This window comes from Streptomyces sp. NPDC032745, from assembly GCF_055579465.1.
This window is the reverse complement of the sequence record NZ_JBVING010000020.1, coordinates 86,873-104,373: the sequence shown is the minus strand read 5'-3', so window position 1 is coordinate 104,373 and position 17,501 is coordinate 86,873. Positions and strand designations below refer to the sequence as shown.

Sequence of the window (17,501 nt, the reverse complement as noted above, 5' to 3'; positions counted from 1 at the left end):
TGCCGTGATCAACCCGTGAGGTGGCGGACCGGTCGGACCGTGCCAGGTCACGGGCAAAAGCGGACTACTTGGCTCCGAAGAGTTCCAGCAGGTCCGCCTTGGCGAACATGCGGGCGGTGTCCACGGCGGAGGGGGTTCCGGCCGTCGGGTCGGCGCCTCCGGCGAGCAGGGCGCGGATGACGGCCTCCTCGCCCTTGAAGACGGCGCCGGCGAGCGGGGTCTGGCCGCGGTCGTTGGCGCGGTCGGCCTCGGCGCCGCGGGCCAGCAGGGCCGTGACGGTGGCGGCGTGGCCGTGGTAGGCGGCCAGCATCACGAGGGTGTCGCCGCGGTCGTTGGTGAGGTTGGCCGGGACTCCGGCGTCGAGGTACGCGGTGAGCGTCTCGGTCTCGCCCTGGCGGGCGAGGTCGAAGATCTTGGTGGCCAGCTCGATGACGTCCTCGTCGGGAGCGCCCTGGGAGCCGCCCTCGGTGGGCTCGTGCTCGCTCATCTGTCGTACCGCCTTTCACTCGCTGTCGGCATGAGGTTCCCCAGGCCGGCGGGCAGGGGGGCGTACGGCGCCGCGGCCGTACGGGTGAATCGCCAGAGTAGCGCCCGGACCTGCACATACGGGGGTCGGACCGAGGCAAGGATCCCCGTTGGCCCTGGTTGGCGCCGGGCTGGTCCGGTTGGCCCTGCTTCGCGCCGGACGCGCCAGCCGGGCTGCGCCGGTCAAGTGAAAAAAGCCTCGATTCACCCGTATGCACCTTTTATCGCATTGATACTTCCTGTGAGCCTGGAACAACTGATGGTGACCGTCCCCACCCACCAGGAGAACCTCTCATGATCCTGTCCATCTCAGGCGTCGTCCTGCTCGGCATCATCGCCTTCCTCTTCTTCAAGAAGGACGGGATGAAGCTGTCCCACGCGTTCGTCTGTGCGCTGTTCGGTTTCTTCCTCGCCGGCTCCGCCATCGCGCCGAGCATCACGGCGAGCACCGCGAGCCTCGCCAGCCTGCTCGGCGGGATCAAGCTCTAGTTCGTGTCGTCAAAGTCCCGTCTGGCTGGCGGGACCTGGCACGCACGCACCGTCCCGCACCACGACAACTCCAGGAGACGCCCGTGGCCCGGCGCCCACTCCCCCGCATCCTCAGCAGCGGCACCACGTCGCTGGCCCGGGGCCGCGACCTTGCTCGCACGGCCGCCGACAGCGCCACGGACGTCCTCCATCCGCTCCTCGTCATCGGGCGCGGCCTGCGCGTCCTGGCCTCGGCCGGGCGGCGCAAGTGGCTGCAGACCCCCAAGGACAAGCGTGGTCCCGCGCTGTTCCTGGGAGCCGCCTGTGTCCTCGTGGTCGCGCTCGTCCCGTACGGACCGCTCCTCGCCCTGATCACCCTGATGGCTGCGGCGGCCTGGCAGGGACGCGACCGGGGCCCGGTGAACACCGGGCCCGGCGATGCCGAGACCGAACGGCTCGGATCCCTCTACGACGCCCTCGTGCCCTACTTCTCCACGCCGGAGGACCCGAGCCCGCTCTTCGCCCACGGCGGGGAGTGGGACAAGGCCTTCAGCGACTACGCCTTCGACGACGCGGGCCGCATCACCCGGCTCCGGATCCGCTACCCCGCCTACTTCACCGACGGCGAGGCCTCCGCGCGGGCCCGGATCGAAGCCCTGCTGCACGCCAAGTCCGGGCGCGGCCGGGAGTACCTCTTCGACTGGGACGAGGAGGGCAACCAGCTCGACCTGACGGTGCTCGCCGCGCTGCCGACCGGCATCGCCGCCCAGCCGTTCGTCACCTCGCCCGGCGAGACCGTGCTCGGCTTCACCGACGCCGGCATCGTGCAGCGCACCCTGCCCGTCCTGGAGGACGACGAGCCGCGCGACGTGCCGCCGGTGATCTGGCGCACCGGCCCCCGCTCCACCGAGCCGCACCTGCTGGCCGTCGGCCAGCCCGGCAGCGGCACCTCGACCCTGCTGCGCTCGATCGCCCTGCAGGCCCTGCAGCACGGGGGCGAGGTACTGATCGTCGAGGGCGGCGCCAGCGGGGAGTTCTCCTGCCTGTCCGGACGTACGGGCGTGCTGGCCGTGGAGTGCGGTCCGGCCGGGGCACTGGCCACCCTGGAGTGGGCGGCGCGCGAGACGGAGCGGCGGCTGATCGCCACGCACCGGGCCCGCGAGGCCGGTCGGCCCGCGCCCGAGGACACCCGGCGGCCGCTGTGGATCCTGCTGGACCGGCCCAGCGTGCTCGCGCACCTCGCGGCCGCCGACGGAAGCCCCGACCCCCTCGCCCAGCTCCAGGTGCCGCTGCGGCACGGGCGCACCGCGCACGTCACGGTCGTGGTGGCCGAGCAGTTCGACCACCTGGAGCTGCTGAACGACGCCGTGTGGCAGCACACCCGGGCCCGGGTCGTGCTCGGGCCCGCCGCGATCCAGCAGATCACCGACGTGCTGGGGCTGGCGCCGCACACCACCCCGACGGCCCAGGTTCCGCCGGGGCGCGGGTACGCCCGGCTCGGGGCGGGTCCCGTGCACCGGTTGCAGGTGCCCGCCACGCCGGACCCGTACGACGACGCCACGCATCCGGCGCACCGGCAGGCGGTGCAGGAGCTGCTGCCCGGGCGGCAGCTGCCGGCCCCGGGCGGGCCGGGCCGCGTGACGCTGTCGAAGCCGCTGCACATCGTCCAGCCGCCGGCCCGGGCGCAGGACCCGTCGATCGACGCCGAGGAGAGCGAGGAGGTCCCGGCCGAGACCCCACCGGCCCGCGGCCCGTGGCCGGTCGGCCCCTGAGCGACGGCTTCCGGGCCCCGGCGCCCGCGCAGGCCCGTGGGCGCCCTACGCGACGAACGTGCGCGGGGGTTCCGCGCCGCTGCCGCCCGCGCCCGTGCCGACCAGGCGGGCGGCCGCTGCGAGACGGACGGCGGCCTCCTCGGCCACCGGCCCGCCGACGGTGAACGGCAGCCGGACGTAGCCCTCGAAGGCCCCGTCGACGCCGAACCGCGGCCCCGAGGGGACCCGTACGCCGACCCGCTCCCCCACCTCGGCCAGCCGGGAGCCGGACAGCCCGCCCGCCCGGGCCCACAGGGTCAGCCCGCCCCGCGGCACCTCGAACTCCCAGTCGGGCAGCTCCCGGCGCACCGCGGCGACCAGCGCGTCCCGGTTCTCCCGGGCCTGGTCGCGGCGGATCTCCACGGCCTGTGCCCAGCCGCCGGTCCGCATCAGCCAGTTGACCGCGAGCTGCTCCAGCACCGGCGTGCCGAGGTCGGCGTACGCGCGCGCCGCGACCAGGCTCCGGATCACGTCGGGCGCCGCGCGGACCCAGCCGATCCGCATGCCGGCCCAGAAGGCCTTGCTGGCGGAGCCGACGGTGATCACGGTGGAGCCGGCCGGGTCGAAGGAGCAGACGGGGCGGGGCATCTCCAGTGCCGGGTCCAGCTGGAGTTCGGCCATGGTCTCGTCGACGACGAGCACGGTGCCGGCCGATCGGGCCGCCTCCACCATGGCGCGGCGCTGCTCGTCCGAGGCCAGGGCGCCGGTGGGGTTGTGGAAGTCGGCGACGACGTAGGCGAGGCGGGGCGCGGCGTCGCGCAGTACCTGCCGCCACACGGACATGTCCCAGCCGGCCAGGCCGTCGGCCATCGCGACGGGCACGAGCCGGACGCCGGCGGCGCGCATGAGCTGGAGGATGTTGGCGTAGGACGGGGATTCGACGGCGATCCGCTCCCCGCGGCCGGCGAAGAGGCTGCAGATGGCGTCGATTGCGCCCATCGCGCCGGTGGTGACCATGATCTGCTCGGGCATGGTGGGGATGCCGCGCTCGGTGTAGCGGTCGGCGAGCATCCGCCGCAGGGCAGGGAGCCCGGCGGGGTAGTCCCCGTGGGTGTGCGCGTACGGCGGGAGCTCTTCGAGGGCGCCCTGTACGGCCTTGGTGAGCCAGGGCTCGGGTGCCGGGAGCGCGGCGCAGCCGAGGTCGATCATGGAGCCGAGGGATTCGGGCGGCAGCGGTTCCAGCCCCCGGGCTGGCAGCGGGTTCCCGGCCGGTACGGAGGTCCAGCTGCCGGCGCCGCGCCGGGACTCCAGGAAGCCCTCCCCGCGCAGGGCCTCGTACGCGGCGGCGACGGTGGTGCGGGAGAGGGAGAGGGAGACGGCGAGCTCCCGTTCGGCGGGCAGCCGGGCGGCGACGGGGACGCGGCCTTCGAGGACGAGCAGCCGGATGCCGTCGGCGAGGGTCCGGTAGGCGGGCAGCTTCCGCGCCCCGGGGACGCCGGGCCGCTCCTGCTGGGAGGTGATGAGACGGGCGAGCTGTGCGGCACCCACCGCCGAGGTCCACTCTGCCATGCTGTCCGGTCCACCTTCATCGAATTGGCCCCGCCCGCACCCGGGCGCGGCCCGTATTGGATTGCTTCCGCCCCCACAGCCTGTCACGCCGCGGTCCACCCGGGCCAGGGGGCGGTGCGGCGTTCACCACCCAGCCATCCGGCCGCTCCCTCCCCACCGGTGACACCGTGCATACTGCGGCGGGTGACGCACGTACGCCTTCGCCATCCGTATCTGGACCACCCGGCTCCGATCCCCTTCGCGCACCGGGGTGGTGCCGCGGACGGGCTGGAGAACACCGCTGCGGCCTTCCGGCGGGCCGCCGATGCGGGCTACCGGTACTTCGAGACCGATGTGCACGCCACGGCCGACGGGAAGCTCGTCGCCTTCCACGACTCCACCCTCGACCGGGTCACCGACGGGCAGGGCCGGATCGCCGAGCTGACCTGGAGCAAGGTCCGCGAGGCCCGGGTGGCGGGCACGGAGCCGCTTCCGCTGTTCGAGGAGCTCCTCGAGGAGTTCCCCGACGCCCGCTGGAACATCGACATCAAGTCCGAGTCGGCCCTGCACCCGCTGGTCAACCTGATCGCCCGGGCGGGCGTCTGGGACCGGGTGTGCGTGGGTTCGTTCTCGGAGAGCCGGGTGGCCCGCGCCCAGAAGATCGCCGGTCCCCGGCTGGCGACCTCGTACGGGGTGCGCGGCGTGCTCGGGCTGCGGCTGCGCTCGTTCGCGATCCCGGCGGCGCTGCGGGTCGGGGCGGTGGCGGCGCAGGTTCCGGAGACGCAGGCGGGCATCCGCGTGGTCGACCGGCGGTTCGTGCGCACGGCGCACGAGCGGGGACTCCAGGTGCACGTCTGGACCGTGAACGAACCGGAACGTATGGAGGCTCTCCTGGACCTGGGAGTCGATGGCATCATGACCGACCGGATCGACATCTTGCGCACGGTGCTGGACCGGCGCGGGGCCTGGGCCTGACGAGCCCGTACGGCCGCCGCACGGATCCGGTGGCCCGTGCGGTACGGGGACCAGCGAGGGGGCACCTATGAGTGCGCAGACCATGGACGAAACGGAACCGGGGGCCGAGGACGGCAGAGCCGGCGCGGCCGCGCGCAAGCGCGAGCAGCGGGGCTGGTACTTCTACGACTTCGCCGTCTCGGTGTACTCGGCGAGCGTTCTGACCGTGTTCCTCGGGCCCTACCTGACCTCGGTGGCCGAGGCCGCCGCGAAGGCGGAGGGGACCCCCGGGTTCGTGCATCCGTTGGGCATCCCGGTGCGGGTCGGGTCCTTCTTCGCCTACTCGGTCTCGGCGTCGGTGATCCTCGCCCTGCTGCTCATGCCGCTGGTGGGGGCCGTCGCCGACCGGACCGGCCGGAAGAAGCCGCTGCTCGCGGTGGCGGCGTACACGGGCGCGGCGGCCACCGCCGGGATGTTCTTCCTGGGCGGCGAGCGCTACCTGCTGGGCGGGCTGCTGCTGATCGTGGCGAACGCCGCGCTCTCGGTCTCGATGGTGCTCTACAACGCCTACCTGCCGCAGATTTCCACGCCGGACGAGCGGGACGCGGTGTCCTCGCGGGGCTGGGCCTTCGGCTACACGGCGGGCTCGGTGATGCTGGTGGTCAACCTGGTGCTCTACCTGGGCCACGACTCCTTCGGGCTCAGCGAGGGCGAAGCGGTTCGGATCTGCCTGGCCTCGGCGGGCCTGTGGTGGGGGGCCTTCGCGATAGTCCCGCTGCGCCGGCTGCGGGACCGCGCCGTGGTGCGGGAGCCCGGCGCGGCGCCTGCCGTCAGTGGCTGGAAGCAGCTCGTCGCCACGCTGAAGGACATGCGGCGCTATCCGCTGACGCTGTCGTTCCTGCTGGCGTACCTGATCTACAACGACGGCGTGCAGACGGTGATCTCGCAGGCCTCGATCTACGGCAAGCAGGAGCTGGAGCTCGAGCAGTCCACGCTGATCGTGGCGGTGCTGCTGGTGCAGGTCCTTGCCGTGGCGGGCGCCCTGGGCATGGGCCGGCTGGCCGTGATGTACGGCGCGAAGCGGACGATCCTCGGCTCGCTGGCGGCGTGGGGGCTGACGCTGGCGGCGGGCTACTTCCTGCCGGCCCGGACGCCGGTGTGGTTCTTCGCCCTCGCCTCGATGATCGGACTGGTGCTGGGCGGCAGCCAGGCGCTGTCGCGCTCGCTCTTCTCGCACTTGGTGCCGGCGGGCAAGGAGGCCGAGTACTTCTCCGCGTACGAGATGAGCGACCGCGGGCTGAGCTGGATCGGACCGCTGGTGTTCGGCCTGACGTACCAGGTCACGGGCAGCTACCGGGACGCGATCATCTCGTTGGTGGTGTTCTTCGCACTGGGTTTCGTGCTGCTGGCACGGGTGCCGGTGCGGCGCGCGGTGGAGGCGGCGGGGAATCCTGTTCCCGAGAGGATCTGAGCGGATCCGGGGGACGCTCCGGCAGCGGATCAGACCCGGATCTTCATACGAATTCCGAACGGATTTCGACGTTGAAGCGAAGGGCCGGTAGTGTACGCCTTTGGCCTGCCAGGCGGACCGTTACTGCGCGCTAAAGAACTGAAGACGTTGGGTGACATCTGCTGCCAGATGTGACAAAACGGGCACTGGTGGGTACAACAAGGGGCGGCACGACGGGCGACGCATCACCCGGAGCGGGAATCTATACCGCCGACCGGACGTTGACCGGATGACGACGACAGCGACACCTGTCCTGTGGGCGACAAGCCCGGGAGGCACGATTCATGAGTGAGCGAGCTCTCCGCGGTACGCGGCTCGTGGTTACCAGCTACGAGACGGACCGCGGCATCGATCTGGCCCCGCGCCAGGCGGTGGAGTACGCATGCCAGAACGGACATCGATTTGAGATGCCGTTCTCGGTTGAGGCAGAGATTCCGCCGGAGTGGGAGTGCAAGGCGTGCGGCGCCATGGCACTCCTGGTTGACGGGGACGGGCCCGAAGAGAAGAAGGGCAAGCCTGCGCGAACGCACTGGGACATGCTCATGGAGCGGCGCACCCGCGAGGAACTGGAGGAGGTGCTGGCCGAGAGGCTGGCCGTCCTGCGTTCCGGCGCCATGAACATTGCCGTGCATCCGCGGGACAGCCGCAAGTCCGCCTGACAGCCGGACGCGGAGAACAAAGCGAACAAAGCCGAGGGCCCCTGCCACGAAACTGTGGCAGGGGCCCTCGGCTCGTTCCGTCGTACGGGGCTCAGGGCGCCAGCGGCGGCCGGTACCCGGCGTCCGGGCCCGGCTGCTGCGGCTCGTCCTCGCGGATGACCTCGCCCTGGACGACCTTGCCGTCGGGGTAGTGGATGCGGGCCTGCTGGAAGGCGTCGCCGAAGCTCCCGGCCGGGGCCGTGGCCATCTTGCGCTCCAGGGAGCCGGCTACCCGGCGGCCGGTCCACGCCCGGACGGGCGGAAGCAGCAAGAGCAGGCCCGCCACGTCGGAGATCAGGCCCGGCAGGATCAGGAGCAGGCCGGCCAGCATGGTGAGGCCGTTGCCACTGCCCGGCTGCTGCGGGGTCGGCTGCTGCCCCTGCTGAGCCTGCTGGAAGGTGTTCGTCAGGTTCTTGAAGGCGCGCCGCCCGGCCCGCTTGATGACCACGACGCCGAGCACGATTCCGCCCACGAGCAGCGCGGCGACGGTCAGCCCGCCGGCCGCGCCGGCGACCAGGCTGAGCAGCCAGATCTCCAGGATCAGCCAGGCGGCGACCGCCAGGGGGAGGAACGTGCGGGCGCGCGAGCGCCGCCGGGGGGCCGTCGAAAGGGGAACGCCGGTGGTCATACCACCCAGTGTGCCTGGGGCGGCGTAAAAGCGACCTCAGCCGCAGGTACCGGACAGCCCCTAAGGGCTGTCCCGTGATCCCCGGTGGATCAGCGCGCGGCGTCGGATGCGGTGCATCGCAAGGCGGAGGAGCGTCCTCAAACCGGGTGTATCCGGGCGTTCCGACAACGCGGCGAGGTGCCGCAGCCGGCGTCGTGCGCCCGCCGGGGATTACGGGACAGCCCTTGGGGGAGGGCGGGTATCCGTCAGGCGTGGTTCCCGCCCTTGTCCGAGCCCTTGGGCTTGTCCTGGCCGGTCAGCTTCGCCGCGTGGGCCTTGAGCCCCCACTGGGTGACCCGCCAGAGGGCCTCCACCACGATGTCCCTGCTCATCTTGCTGTCGCCGAACTCGCGCTCGACGAAGGTGATGGGCACCTCGACGACGCGGAAGCCCTGGCGCACGGCCCGGCGGGCCAGGTCGACCTGGAAGCAGTAGCCCGCGGAGGCCACCTCCTCCAGACCCAGCCCCTCCAGGGTCTCGCGGCGGAAGGCGCGGTAGCCGCCCGTCACGTCGCGGATCGGGACGTCCAGCATCAGCCGGGAGTACGTCGAACCGCCGCGGGAGAGGAACTCGCGGCTCTTGGGCCAGTTGACCACCCGGCCACCCGGCACCCAGCGCGAGCCCAGGACCAGGTCGGCCCCGGCCAGCGCGGTGAGCAGCCGCGGCAGCTCCTCCGGCTGGTGGGAGCCGTCGGCGTCCATCTCGACGAGCACGCCGTAATCGCGCTCCAGGCCCCAGGCGAAGCCCGCGAGGTAGGCGGCGCCGAGGCCCTCCTTGCCCCTGCGGTGCAGGACGTGCACGTGGTCGTCGCCGGCCGCCAGCTCGTCGGCGAGCTTGCCGGTGCCGTCGGGGCTGTTGTCGTCCGCGACCAGGATGTGCGCCTCGGGCACCGCCGCGCGCACGCGGGCGACGATCGGCCCGATGTTCTCCGCCTCGTTGAAGGTCGGAATGATCACCAAGGCCGTGCCGAGCGGTCCGTGGCCTCGCTGTCCGCCGTCGCTCACTGAGTCCGCCTTCGTGTTCTTGTACGTCCTGTCACAGAGGATGACTTTAGAACAGTGGTCGGGGCCCGCGGTCCTTCGGGCCGGTCAGGCTCCCGCTGGCTGCGGGTCGCCGTGACCGTTGTCTACTGGACCGCAGGGCCCCGACACGGGGCCACCCTCCCCCGAGCTCCATCGGAGCAGGGGGGACCCCCATCCCGGCGAAACCTTCCCTCGCCCCCGAGGCGCGGGCGCGCTGAGCAGACGGATCCGCCCGGTACGGACGTCCGGTGGTGGACCCGGCCGAACCTATCCGGGTCCGAGCGCCCGTACCGAACCGAGGCCGACCGGATCACCCCTGTGGCCGTACGAATACCTCCCGCCCGCCGACGACGGTGGCGAGGCACACCGGCAGTTCGCGGCCGGGGGTCAGGTCGGGCAGTCCGGGGGTCCCGGAACGGGGGTCCGTGGACCAGCGGGCGACCCGGTCGTCGGGGGCCTGGACGACCAGTTCGGCGGTCTCCCAGAGCGCGTAGTCGGCGGGGGCGCCGGGCACCAGCACGCCCGCGCCGTCGCGGCCCAGGGCCCGCCAGCCGCCCCGGGTGTGGGCCGTGAAGGCCGCCCGTACGGAGATCCGGTGCTCGGGGGTGCGGTGGAAGGCGGCCGCCCGGACGGTGCCCCACGGGTCGAACGGGGTGACGGGGGCGTCGGAGCCGAAGGCGAGGGGCACGCCGGCCTTGAGCAGGGCGGCGAAGGGGTTGAGCGTACGGGCGCGCTCCGCGCCGAGCCGGTCGGCGTACATGCCGTCCTCGCCGCCCCAGGCCGCGTCGAAGGCGGGCTGCACGGAGGCGGTGAGGCCGAGGTCCGCGAAGGCGGCGATGGTGGCGGGGGTCATCATCTCGGCGTGCTCGACGCGGTGCCGGGCGGCGCGGATGCGGGCGAGGCCGACCTTCTCGGCGGCGGCGCGCACGCCCTCGACGACGGCGGTGAGGGCGGCGTCGCCGATGGCGTGGAAACCGGCCTGGAGGCCCGCCTCGGTGCAGGCGGCGACGTGCTCGGCGACCTCGGCGGCGTCGAGGTAGCCGGTGCCGGTGTGGTCGGCGTCGGTGTACGGCGCGTGCAGGCAGGCGGTGTGGGAGCCGAGGGCTCCGTCCACGAAGAGGTCACCGGCGGCGCCGATGGCGCCGAGCGCCTTGGCCTGTTCGAGGTCCCGGTCCGCCCAGTACCCGAAGACGCGCGGTCCGGGCCTTTCGCGGGCGAGGTTGAGGAGGTCCGCGAAGTCCTCGGCGGAAGAGATGTCGGGGCCGCCGCACTCGTGGACGGAACCGATGCCGAGGGAGGCGGCCCGGTCGAGGGCGGCCCGCTGGGCCTCGGCGCGCTGGGCGGGGGTGACGGCGGCGAGCGCGGCCCTGCGGACGGCGTGGTGGTCGTCGCGGGTCAGCGGCTCGTCGCCGCGGACGGAGACGGCCGGTACGAGGTCCAGCAGGGCGGTGGTGACCACGGCCGAGTGCACGTCGATGCGGCTGAGGTAGAGGGGGCGGCCGCCCGCGGCCTCGTCGAGCTCCTCGCGGCGGGGCGCGCGGCGCTCGGGCCAGCGGGAGGCGTCCCAGCCGTGGCCGAGGAGCACCCGGTCGGCGGGGCGGCGTTCGGCGTACGCGCGGACGAGGCGGAGGGCGTCGGCGAGGGAGGCGGCGCCGGTGAGGTCGAGGCCGGTGAGGGCGAGGCCGGCGGAGGTGGTGTGGACGTGCGCGTCGGTGAAGGCGGGGGTGATGAGCGCCCCGCCGAGGTCGACGACCTCGTCGACGCCCTGTGCGAAGGCGTCGGCGGCGCCTTCTGAGCCGACCCAGGCGATGTGTCCCCGCTCGACGACCATCGCGGTGGCGAAGGGGTCGGCGGGGCTGTGTACTTCGCCCCCGCGGAGGAGGACGGTCCGTTCGGATGCGGGGGCGCCGGCGGCGTCGACGGAGCTGGCGGTGCGGTCAGTCATGCCCTCAGTTTCGCGGGTCCGCGGCCCCTCCTCGACCGCGCCCCCGCCACGAGGAGGAGGCCGACCCGGGCAAGGGCGTCACACGCGGGGCGGGCGGGCCTCGTACGGGGTGGAGAGGACCACCGTGGTGCGGGTCGAGACGTGGGCCAGGGCGCGCAGGCGGCCGAGGAGGTCCTCCAGCTCCAGCGGGGTCGCGACCCGGACCTTCAGGATGTAGTTCTCGTCGCCCGCGACGCTGTGGCAGGCCTCGATCTCCGGTACGCCGGCCAGCCGGTCCGCGATGTCGTCCGGCGCGCTCGGGTCGAAGGGCTTCACCGAGATGAAGGCCGTCAGGGGCAGTCCGACGGCCTCGGGATCGACGACGGCCGCGTACCCGCGGATCACCCCGCGCTGTTCCAGACGGCGTACTCGCTGGTGGACTGCCGACGTGGACAGTCCCGTGGCCTTGCCCAGGTCCGTGTAGCTCATCCGCCCGTCCCGCACGAGCAGATCCACGATCTGGCGGTCCAGCTCCTCCATTGCGCTCATAGCCGCTCAACCTAAGGCCCAAGGGCGCTCCAGGCACAGTGCCGGCCGCCCACAAGTGGCACCTGCGGCGGGCATGTGACCAAAGCCACAAGGGTATGCAGGCGTACGCCCGGATGTTGTGGTTACTCGTGCCGCGCGGCGGGAAGTGCTTCGTGTGGCCGAGGCCGTAGAACCTGCCCGCCCGGCCCACCCAAGGGGGAGTACAACCATGCTGAACACCAAGCGCGCCGGTCGCACCGAACCGGAGCCCGTGGAACTCAACGAAACCGAGTACGCGGACGACGGTGAGTACCTCGAAGACGTCGACGGGTTCGAGATCCACCACGCGATCTGCCCCGACTGCGGCCAGTCGATCGCCCTCGTCGCGGACGAGGAGTACCTGCCGGAGCACGCGCTCTGCCTGACCCCGTGGAACCCCTTCGGGCTCACGGTGTGCGCGGGCACGGGCCGCCCGGCGTCCGAGGCGCTGCCGACCGTGGGCATGGGCCTCGAGGAGCCCCAGGAGCTCGAGGTCGTGCTGCTGGACCTGCCGCAGGGCCTGGACTGGCGGACGCAGCCCTTCTCGCACGTCGGCGGTCCCGGTTCGCGTCCCGTGCGGATGCCGGCGCCGACGCTGCTGCCGCAGATGCGGCAGCACGCGCAGGCGGCCTGAGGACTTTCCCGGCCGGATCCACCGGGTCCACCGGGTCCGGGTCTACCAGTACGTGCCCTGCACCATCGCTTCGAGGCTGGCGTGGTGCAGGATCAGGCCGTCCGGGTCCGCCGGGACCTCGACCTCCCCGAAGTACGCCTGCCGGTAGGCGATCCGCAGCATCACGATCCCGTGCCGCAGGGCGGCGTACAGGGTGTGGAACTCCATGTCCCGTGGGGTGTGCCCGGTGAGTTCGGCGTACCGGTGCTCCAGGTCGGCGCGGCGCAGGAAGTCCGGCAGGCCGCTCTGGCCGAAGCCGACGGTCAGGTCCTGGAAGAAGCGGTGCAGGTAGACGGTCCAGCCGAGGTCGACCTCGCGCGGGGCGTACGCGGCCATCTCCCAGTCCAGGACGGCCACCGGCCGGAACCCGGCGGGCTCGTAGACGACGTTGCCGATGCGGGCGTCGCCCCAGTTGAGGACGGCGGGGCCCTCGTCCGCGGGCCAGAGCTCTTCCAGCCGGCCGAAGGCCCGCTCCAGCAGCGGGGACGGCGCGAGTCCGTCGACCACCCAGGCGTAGTAGGCGCGTTGGGCGTCGACGTGGCGGCGCAGCGGGCTGCCCGTGCCCTCGGGGAGGAGGAACTCGGCCTTCTCGGCGGGGAACTGGTCGTGCAGCCGGGCCAGCAGCGAGATGCTCGCCTCCTGGAGTACGGCGCGCTCGGGGTCGCTCGCGGCGTGCAGCCAGTTTCCCTCGTACGTGTAGGGCATGACGTCGGGCGGGACCCGGCCCTCGGCGCGGGCCATGACGAAGAAGGGCGCGCCCAGGGGCCCTGGGTCCTGCTCCAGCCACAGCACGCGCGGGACGGGCAGGTCGGTGTGGGCGGCGACCAGGCTCATCACCCGGTGCTGGCGCGGCATGTCGTACGTGGGGAAGACGGTGTAGGCGGCCGGGTCGGCGGCGAGGCGCAGGGCGCAGGCGCGGACCGGGGTGTCGGGGTGCTCTATGTCGAAGAGCAGGGTCTCGCTGGACATGCCGTTGGATCCGGGGACGGAGATGCCCGTGATCTTCGCGCCGGGGAGCTCGGCGTCGAGCCAGGCGGCGAGGCGCCGGCCGAGTTCCTCGGGTTCGCGGGTGGAGGTGCGCGGGCGTGGTGCCGGTGCTGCCATGACTTCCCCTTCCTTCTGCTGGCTCTGGTACGGGGCGCTGCTACGGGGCCACTGAGCCGTAGTCGGTGAAGCCGCTCGGGTCGTGGCGGCCGAAGCTGCCGTGCTCGAAGATGCCGAAGCCGGTCCGGCCTTCGAGGGTGAAGCGGGCGGAGTGGTCGGTGACGCCGAAGGCGGCCATGGGGTGGGCGGCGGGGTCGGAGAGGTCGTAGACGCGGCGGTCGGTCCAGCCGCGGCCCTGCCAGGTGCCGTGCTGCCAGTCGGCGGCGGGCGGGTAGCCGGCGCCGACGGCGAGCGGGGAGGAGCTCAGGATCTCGACGCCGAGTTCCAGGGGTTTGCGGGCCGGGTCGGCGAGGTGGACGACGGCGCTCTCGGGGTGGCGGGTGCCGGGGCGGTAGCGGATCTCGGTCTGGGGCCAGCCGAGCTGCACGTCGTGGCGGCCGCTGTCCTCGGGGAAGACCTGGACGGCCTCGTTCAGGGTGCGGTGCCCGTCGGCGTCCTCCTGGGCGATGACCATGACGAAGCGGTCCTCGAAGCGGACCGGGATCCAGAGCCAGTGGAAGCCCTCGGGCCGGTACTCCTCGGCGGCCCGGCCGCCGTCCTCGCCGGGTATGGGGCGCACGCCCCAGCTGCGGTCGCGGGTGCCGGTCCACTCGCCGGCGGTGAGGGTGTGCTCCTCGCCCTTGGCGCGGATGGTGCCGGTGACGTGCCCGGCCTGGACGAAGCGGCGCCCTTCGAGCATGAGGCGGTCGCCGCGCCGCTGGACGTGGTGGGGTTCCCAGACGGCGGGGAATTCGGCGGTCCAGGTGATGTCGTACGAGAGCCCTGCGGGGTCGGCGGGGTCGGCGTCGCACTGGAGGGTGATCTGCTTCAGGGGTTCGTCGACGATGATCCGCAGCGGGCCGACGGAGAGGTTCATGCGGTCGTCGGTGAGGGCGTCGGAGGCGCGGACGGCGAGGAGTTCGTCGCCGGTGCGCAGGGTGGCGTAGGCGTCGATGACCCCGGCGTTGGGGTACACGCCGAGGCCGAGGATGAGGACGGCCCGGCCGGCGTGGTCGAAGACGTGGAAGATGCAGCGGTCGTAGGCGTTCCGGTCGCCGCTGACGAGGTGCTTCATCGACAACGGGGCCTGGTGCACGGGGTATTCGTCGAGGGGTACGGGTCGGTCCGCGGGCATGGCAAACCTCCTGGGCGGGGCGGTGGCGCGGGGTACGGGGCCGCGGGGCGCGGCGTCGGCTCGAGCGGATATGACGGTACGTCAGATACTGGGCCCGGGGCCAGACTTCTGTCACTCCCTGACAGCCCGGCACGTCTGGCCACTTCGGGGAGGGCGCGGCGGGGACACCTCGAACGGATACCCGGAGGGCAGGGGCGATTACCCGTGGGTCGGGTGGCGCGTTGGCGCTGTATGACCACGCTCGAAACGCCTGGGGCAAGAACGGGACGGCGACGGCGGCCGACGCCGTCCGGCTACGAAGAATCGGTTCCGCAACGGCAGCCCGATCCGCCGATCTACCGTGCGCTGCTGGCCCGTTGGGCCGACGACGGCCGCACCCTGCCGGGCCGGCGCGATCCCGAGTGGTCCCGGGTCGCCGGCTCCCCGATCTGGCCGGCCGGCCCGCTCCACGGCAGCTGAACCGGCGCGCCGTGCAGCCGGTTCGTCGACTTTCGTGTCGCGGTGGGAGATTACGTCACGGGGTGTCCGGGGCCTGGCGGGACTTGAGCCGGGCCCGATAGGCGCGGGAGCGGCAGGGCGCCGAGCAGTAGCGCGGCGGTCGGCCCTGCCGCTGGGCGGCGATGACCGGGAGCGGGCGGTCGCAGCCGGGGCAGCGCGGCGGGCTCCCGGCCCCGGCTCGGGTCCCGGCTTCGGTTCCGGAACCGGCCCCGGCTTCGGTCTCTGCCCCGGCTTCGGTTCCGGCCCCGGCCCCGGCCCCGGCCCCGGCCCCGGCTCCGGTTCCGGCCCCGGTCCCGGCTCCGACTTCGGTCCCGGCTCCGACTTCGGTCCCGGGGCCGGTCCCGGCCCCGGTTCCGCTCTTGGCCCCGGGCTCCTGAAGGTTCGGCCCCGGGGCCGGTGCGGCGGGAGCCGGGGCTTCCTGCGCGGGCACCGCCGGGGCGGCGACCGGATGGCCGGTCAGGCCGTTGCGTTCCGCGATCACGCCCGCCTGGAAGCGGCTGTGCGCCCCGAGGCCGTCCAGGAGCTCGGAGACGTGGCGGCGGCAGGTCCGCAGGGAAACGCCCAGCCGCCGGGCGATGGACTCGTCCTTGAGCCCCTTGGCGAGCAGCACCAGGATGCTCCGTTTCATTGCCTCCGATACGCCGTGGGCCGCCTGTGGGCCGGTCGCGAAGGGGGTGGCGTTCGCCCAGTCCCGCTGGAAGACGTCCAGCAGATAACCGATCAGGTCCGGCTCCCGGATGACGAGCGCACCACCGGACCGGGCCGGCAGCAGGGCGAGCTGGCCGTCGACCAGGATCATCTGCGGGAGCACCTCGGGCAGCGTACGGATCTCCGCGCCGGCACCGATGAGCTGTTCGGCGTGTATCCGGGTCGCCTGGTCGAAGCGGGTGGCGTGCTGGTAGAGGCTGCGCATCCGGACCCCGCGGGCGAGCAGGGCCAGGTCGCGGGGCAGCGCCTCGCGCAGCGCGGCCGGTGGGAACGAGCCGCCGTGCTTGGAGACCAGGACCTCGCTGCGGCAGGTGTCGATGACCTCGGTGAGCAGCGCGCGGACCGCGAACTGGTCCGGGAGGTGGTCGATGGTCCCCTCGGGGAAGGTGTCCCGGCGGGCCTGGAGGTAGACGGGAACGAGGGCGCTGAATCCGTCGCGCTGCCGCTGGAGTTGTTCCCGCTGCTCCCGTAAGGCCGCCTCGTGGGCCCGCAGTTCGGTCTCCTTCTCGGCGAGGACCTGCGCACCGGCCGACTGCGGGCTCACGGCCCGCCAGCCCGCGCCGGCGTCCCCTTCTCCCCCGTCGCCTCCGGGCAGCGGCTGGAACAGGTACACCTCGGCGAGTTGCGCGATCGCCCCTCTGCAGGCCTGCTCGCTCAGGCCGGTCTCCGCCGCGGCGCGTGGCAGCGCCGTGGGTGTGAGCCGGCCGTGGACGAGGGCCCACCGGTACAGCAGCGTCGCCGGTTCATCGAGTCGGGGTACGCCTGTTCCTGCATCCGCGCCCATTTCCACCGCTTGCCTCCTAAACGTGCATGGCATCCACATGATCCCTTCCAGGCCCTCCGGGTGCCAGCGGGCCCTGGCAGAGTCGTCCTCGTAACCGGCGGAACCAGCGGAACCAGCGGCACCGGCGGAACCGGCGCCTGTTTCCGTGTCCCAATGCCCTTGCCTGACAGAGGAGTTGCCGTGCTCGTCAAAACCCTGCGCCTGACTGCGGGACTGGCCGTCGGGGCCTGTCTGTGGGGCGGCGCCGCCGTCTCCGGCCACGGCACCGACACCGCCGGCGGCCCGGCCGGCTCCGGCACCCGGGTCACTGCGGGCTTCGCACTCGCCGGCGCAGCCGACGACGGACGCGGCAACGGACACGGAGGCGGAGGCGGCGGTCACCACGGCGACAAGCCCTGCCCCGTGACCACGGCGTGGGGCAGCTCCGTGTGCCCCGGCAAGCCGCTGAACTGAACCATCCGGGAGACCGGGTGCGGGGGCGGCGGACACCATCCGCCGCCGGTTGGGCGGATGTGGGCCCGACCCAGTCTCCTTCTCTTCTTCTCCTTCTTCTCCTTCTTCTCCCCCTGCTTCCTCCTCGATGAGCCCGGCGCCGCCGCGGCGTGATGAGGCATGCCCGAAAGGAATCCCCATGAGATCAGGCACCGCAGCCACGACCCGGCGCCGCTCGCTCGCCGTCGCCCTCTGCGCGGGCACGGCCTTGCTGCTCGGCGTCGGCGGCGCCGCGACCGCCCAGGCGGCCACGGCCGGTTACCGGGAGCCGGGCGGGACGTACCCGTCCTTCTCGCAGTGCATCCAGGCCGGCTCGCTGAGCGTCGCGCTCGGCCTCTACAGCCGCTACGAGTGCAACCCCACCTGGAACAACCAGTACCAGCTGTTCTACGTCGACTGATCCGCCCCTGTGCGCCCCCACTCACGACTCGAAG

The 17,501-nt window shown here is 72.9% G+C and carries 17 protein-coding genes; 8 read left to right on the top strand and 9 right to left on the bottom strand.

Annotated elements, in window-relative coordinates; genetic code table 11:
• Positions 1–64: 64 nt before the first annotated feature.
• Positions 65–487 carry an ankyrin repeat domain-containing protein gene (locus ACZ5WG_RS36680; protein ID WP_266631269.1) on the bottom strand — a complete coding sequence of 141 codons (423 nt, stop codon included), beginning with the start codon at positions 485–487 and terminating at the stop codon, positions 65–67.
• A gap of 332 nt (positions 488–819) precedes the next feature.
• Here ACZ5WG_RS36680 and ACZ5WG_RS36675 point away from each other — a divergent pair, with 332 nt between their 5' ends.
• Positions 820–1,014, top strand: coding sequence for a hypothetical protein (locus ACZ5WG_RS36675; protein ID WP_030162614.1), 195 nt, complete (start codon positions 820–822; stop codon positions 1,012–1,014).
• An 83-nt stretch (positions 1,015–1,097) separates the two neighbouring features.
• Positions 1,098–2,765, top strand: a complete 1,668-nt coding sequence (locus ACZ5WG_RS36670; protein WP_468728921.1) for a P-loop NTPase family protein — start codon at positions 1,098–1,100, stop codon at positions 2,763–2,765.
• 45 nt (positions 2,766–2,810) lie between these two features.
• Here the strand turns inward: ACZ5WG_RS36670 and ACZ5WG_RS36665 are convergent, their stop codons facing one another.
• Complete coding sequence (locus tag ACZ5WG_RS36665; RefSeq protein WP_468728919.1) at positions 2,811–4,313, bottom strand: SCO1417 family PLP biosynthesis transcription factor; 1,503 nt, start codon at positions 4,311–4,313, stop codon at positions 2,811–2,813.
• 183 nt (positions 4,314–4,496) lie between these two features.
• Between ACZ5WG_RS36665 and ACZ5WG_RS36660 the strand changes: the two genes are divergently transcribed.
• The 3 genes from ACZ5WG_RS36660 to ACZ5WG_RS36650 all read left to right on the top strand — a co-directional run bounded on the left by ACZ5WG_RS36660 (position 4,497) and on the right by ACZ5WG_RS36650 (position 7,415).
• The gene (locus ACZ5WG_RS36660) at positions 4,497–5,267 is read left to right on the top strand and encodes a glycerophosphodiester phosphodiesterase family protein (protein ID WP_468728917.1); all 771 of its coding nucleotides are present in this window, start codon (positions 4,497–4,499) and stop codon (positions 5,265–5,267) included.
• 67 nt (positions 5,268–5,334) lie between these two features.
• Positions 5,335–6,717, top strand: a complete 1,383-nt coding sequence (locus ACZ5WG_RS36655) for an MFS transporter (RefSeq protein WP_468728916.1) — start codon at positions 5,335–5,337, stop codon at positions 6,715–6,717.
• A 323-nt stretch (positions 6,718–7,040) separates the two neighbouring features.
• Positions 7,041–7,415, top strand: a complete 375-nt coding sequence (locus ACZ5WG_RS36650; RefSeq protein WP_007262928.1) for an RNA polymerase-binding protein RbpA — start codon at positions 7,041–7,043, stop codon at positions 7,413–7,415.
• A gap of 91 nt (positions 7,416–7,506) precedes the next feature.
• Here the strand turns inward: ACZ5WG_RS36650 and fxsA are convergent, their stop codons facing one another.
• From fxsA to ACZ5WG_RS36630, 4 genes are all read right to left on the bottom strand, one after another.
• Positions 7,507–8,082, bottom strand: a complete 576-nt coding sequence (gene fxsA / locus ACZ5WG_RS36645; protein ID WP_468728914.1) for an FxsA family membrane protein — start codon at positions 8,080–8,082, stop codon at positions 7,507–7,509.
• Positions 8,083–8,327: 245 nt separating this feature from the next.
• Positions 8,328–9,125 (bottom strand): polyprenol monophosphomannose synthase, encoded by a 798-nt coding sequence (locus tag ACZ5WG_RS36640; protein ID WP_468728913.1) that lies wholly within the window; start codon positions 9,123–9,125, stop codon positions 8,328–8,330.
• 328 nt (positions 9,126–9,453) lie between these two features.
• Positions 9,454–11,088, bottom strand: a complete 1,635-nt coding sequence (locus tag ACZ5WG_RS36635) for an amidohydrolase (RefSeq protein ID WP_468728911.1) — start codon at positions 11,086–11,088, stop codon at positions 9,454–9,456.
• 78 nt (positions 11,089–11,166) lie between these two features.
• Complete coding sequence (locus ACZ5WG_RS36630) at positions 11,167–11,607, bottom strand: Lrp/AsnC family transcriptional regulator (RefSeq protein ID WP_030011705.1); 441 nt, start codon at positions 11,605–11,607, stop codon at positions 11,167–11,169.
• Positions 11,608–11,824: 217 nt separating this feature from the next.
• Here ACZ5WG_RS36630 and ACZ5WG_RS36625 point away from each other — a divergent pair, with 217 nt between their 5' ends.
• Positions 11,825–12,268 (top strand): hypothetical protein, encoded by a 444-nt coding sequence (locus ACZ5WG_RS36625; protein WP_468728909.1) that lies wholly within the window; start codon positions 11,825–11,827, stop codon positions 12,266–12,268.
• 42 nt (positions 12,269–12,310) lie between these two features.
• Here the strand turns inward: ACZ5WG_RS36625 and ACZ5WG_RS36620 are convergent, their stop codons facing one another.
• From ACZ5WG_RS36620 to ACZ5WG_RS36610, 3 genes are all read right to left on the bottom strand, one after another.
• Positions 12,311–13,411, bottom strand: coding sequence for a phosphotransferase family protein (locus ACZ5WG_RS36620; RefSeq protein WP_468728908.1), 1,101 nt, complete (start codon positions 13,409–13,411; stop codon positions 12,311–12,313).
• A 40-nt stretch (positions 13,412–13,451) separates the two neighbouring features.
• Positions 13,452–14,585 (bottom strand): Rv3169 family protein, encoded by a 1,134-nt coding sequence (locus ACZ5WG_RS36615; protein WP_468728906.1) that lies wholly within the window; start codon positions 14,583–14,585, stop codon positions 13,452–13,454.
• 514 nt (positions 14,586–15,099) lie between these two features.
• On the bottom strand, positions 15,100–16,575 hold the full coding sequence (locus ACZ5WG_RS36610; protein ID WP_468728904.1) for a helix-turn-helix transcriptional regulator: 1,476 nt from the start codon (positions 16,573–16,575) through the stop codon (positions 15,100–15,102).
• Positions 16,576–16,755: 180 nt separating this feature from the next.
• Here ACZ5WG_RS36610 and ACZ5WG_RS36605 point away from each other — a divergent pair, with 180 nt between their 5' ends.
• Both ACZ5WG_RS36605 and ACZ5WG_RS36600 read left to right on the top strand, forming a co-directional pair.
• Positions 16,756–17,028: a hypothetical protein gene (locus tag ACZ5WG_RS36605; RefSeq protein WP_468728902.1), complete on the top strand. Its 273-nt coding sequence runs from the start codon at positions 16,756–16,758 to the stop codon at positions 17,026–17,028.
• A 178-nt stretch (positions 17,029–17,206) separates the two neighbouring features.
• Positions 17,207–17,467 (top strand): hypothetical protein, encoded by a 261-nt coding sequence (locus ACZ5WG_RS36600; RefSeq protein ID WP_266669041.1) that lies wholly within the window; start codon positions 17,207–17,209, stop codon positions 17,465–17,467.
• The last annotated feature ends 34 nt before the right edge of the window (positions 17,468–17,501 follow it).

Coding starts and splice junctions, on each gene's coding strand:
- ACZ5WG_RS36675 (WP_030162614.1), top strand. CDS start 820: ATGATCCTGTCCATCTCAGGCGTCGTCCTGCTCGGCATCATCGCCTTC.
- fxsA (WP_468728914.1), bottom strand. CDS start 8,082: ATGACCACCGGCGTTCCCCTTTCGACGGCCCCCCGGCGGCGCTCGCGC.
- ACZ5WG_RS36610 (WP_468728904.1), bottom strand. CDS start 16,575: ATGGGCGCGGATGCAGGAACAGGCGTACCCCGACTCGATGAACCGGCG.
- ACZ5WG_RS36680 (WP_266631269.1), bottom strand. CDS start 487: ATGAGCGAGCACGAGCCCACCGAGGGCGGCTCCCAGGGCGCTCCCGAC.
- ACZ5WG_RS36620 (WP_468728908.1), bottom strand. CDS start 13,411: ATGGCAGCACCGGCACCACGCCCGCGCACCTCCACCCGCGAACCCGAG.
- ACZ5WG_RS36665 (WP_468728919.1), bottom strand. CDS start 4,313: ATGGCAGAGTGGACCTCGGCGGTGGGTGCCGCACAGCTCGCCCGTCTC.
- ACZ5WG_RS36600 (WP_266669041.1), top strand. CDS start 17,207: ATGAGATCAGGCACCGCAGCCACGACCCGGCGCCGCTCGCTCGCCGTC.
- ACZ5WG_RS36655 (WP_468728916.1), top strand. CDS start 5,335: ATGAGTGCGCAGACCATGGACGAAACGGAACCGGGGGCCGAGGACGGC.
- ACZ5WG_RS36625 (WP_468728909.1), top strand. CDS start 11,825: ATGCTGAACACCAAGCGCGCCGGTCGCACCGAACCGGAGCCCGTGGAA.
- ACZ5WG_RS36635 (WP_468728911.1), bottom strand. CDS start 11,088: ATGACTGACCGCACCGCCAGCTCCGTCGACGCCGCCGGCGCCCCCGCA.
- ACZ5WG_RS36630 (WP_030011705.1), bottom strand. CDS start 11,607: ATGGAGGAGCTGGACCGCCAGATCGTGGATCTGCTCGTGCGGGACGGG.
- ACZ5WG_RS36650 (WP_007262928.1), top strand. CDS start 7,041: ATGAGTGAGCGAGCTCTCCGCGGTACGCGGCTCGTGGTTACCAGCTAC.
- ACZ5WG_RS36615 (WP_468728906.1), bottom strand. CDS start 14,585: ATGCCCGCGGACCGACCCGTACCCCTCGACGAATACCCCGTGCACCAG.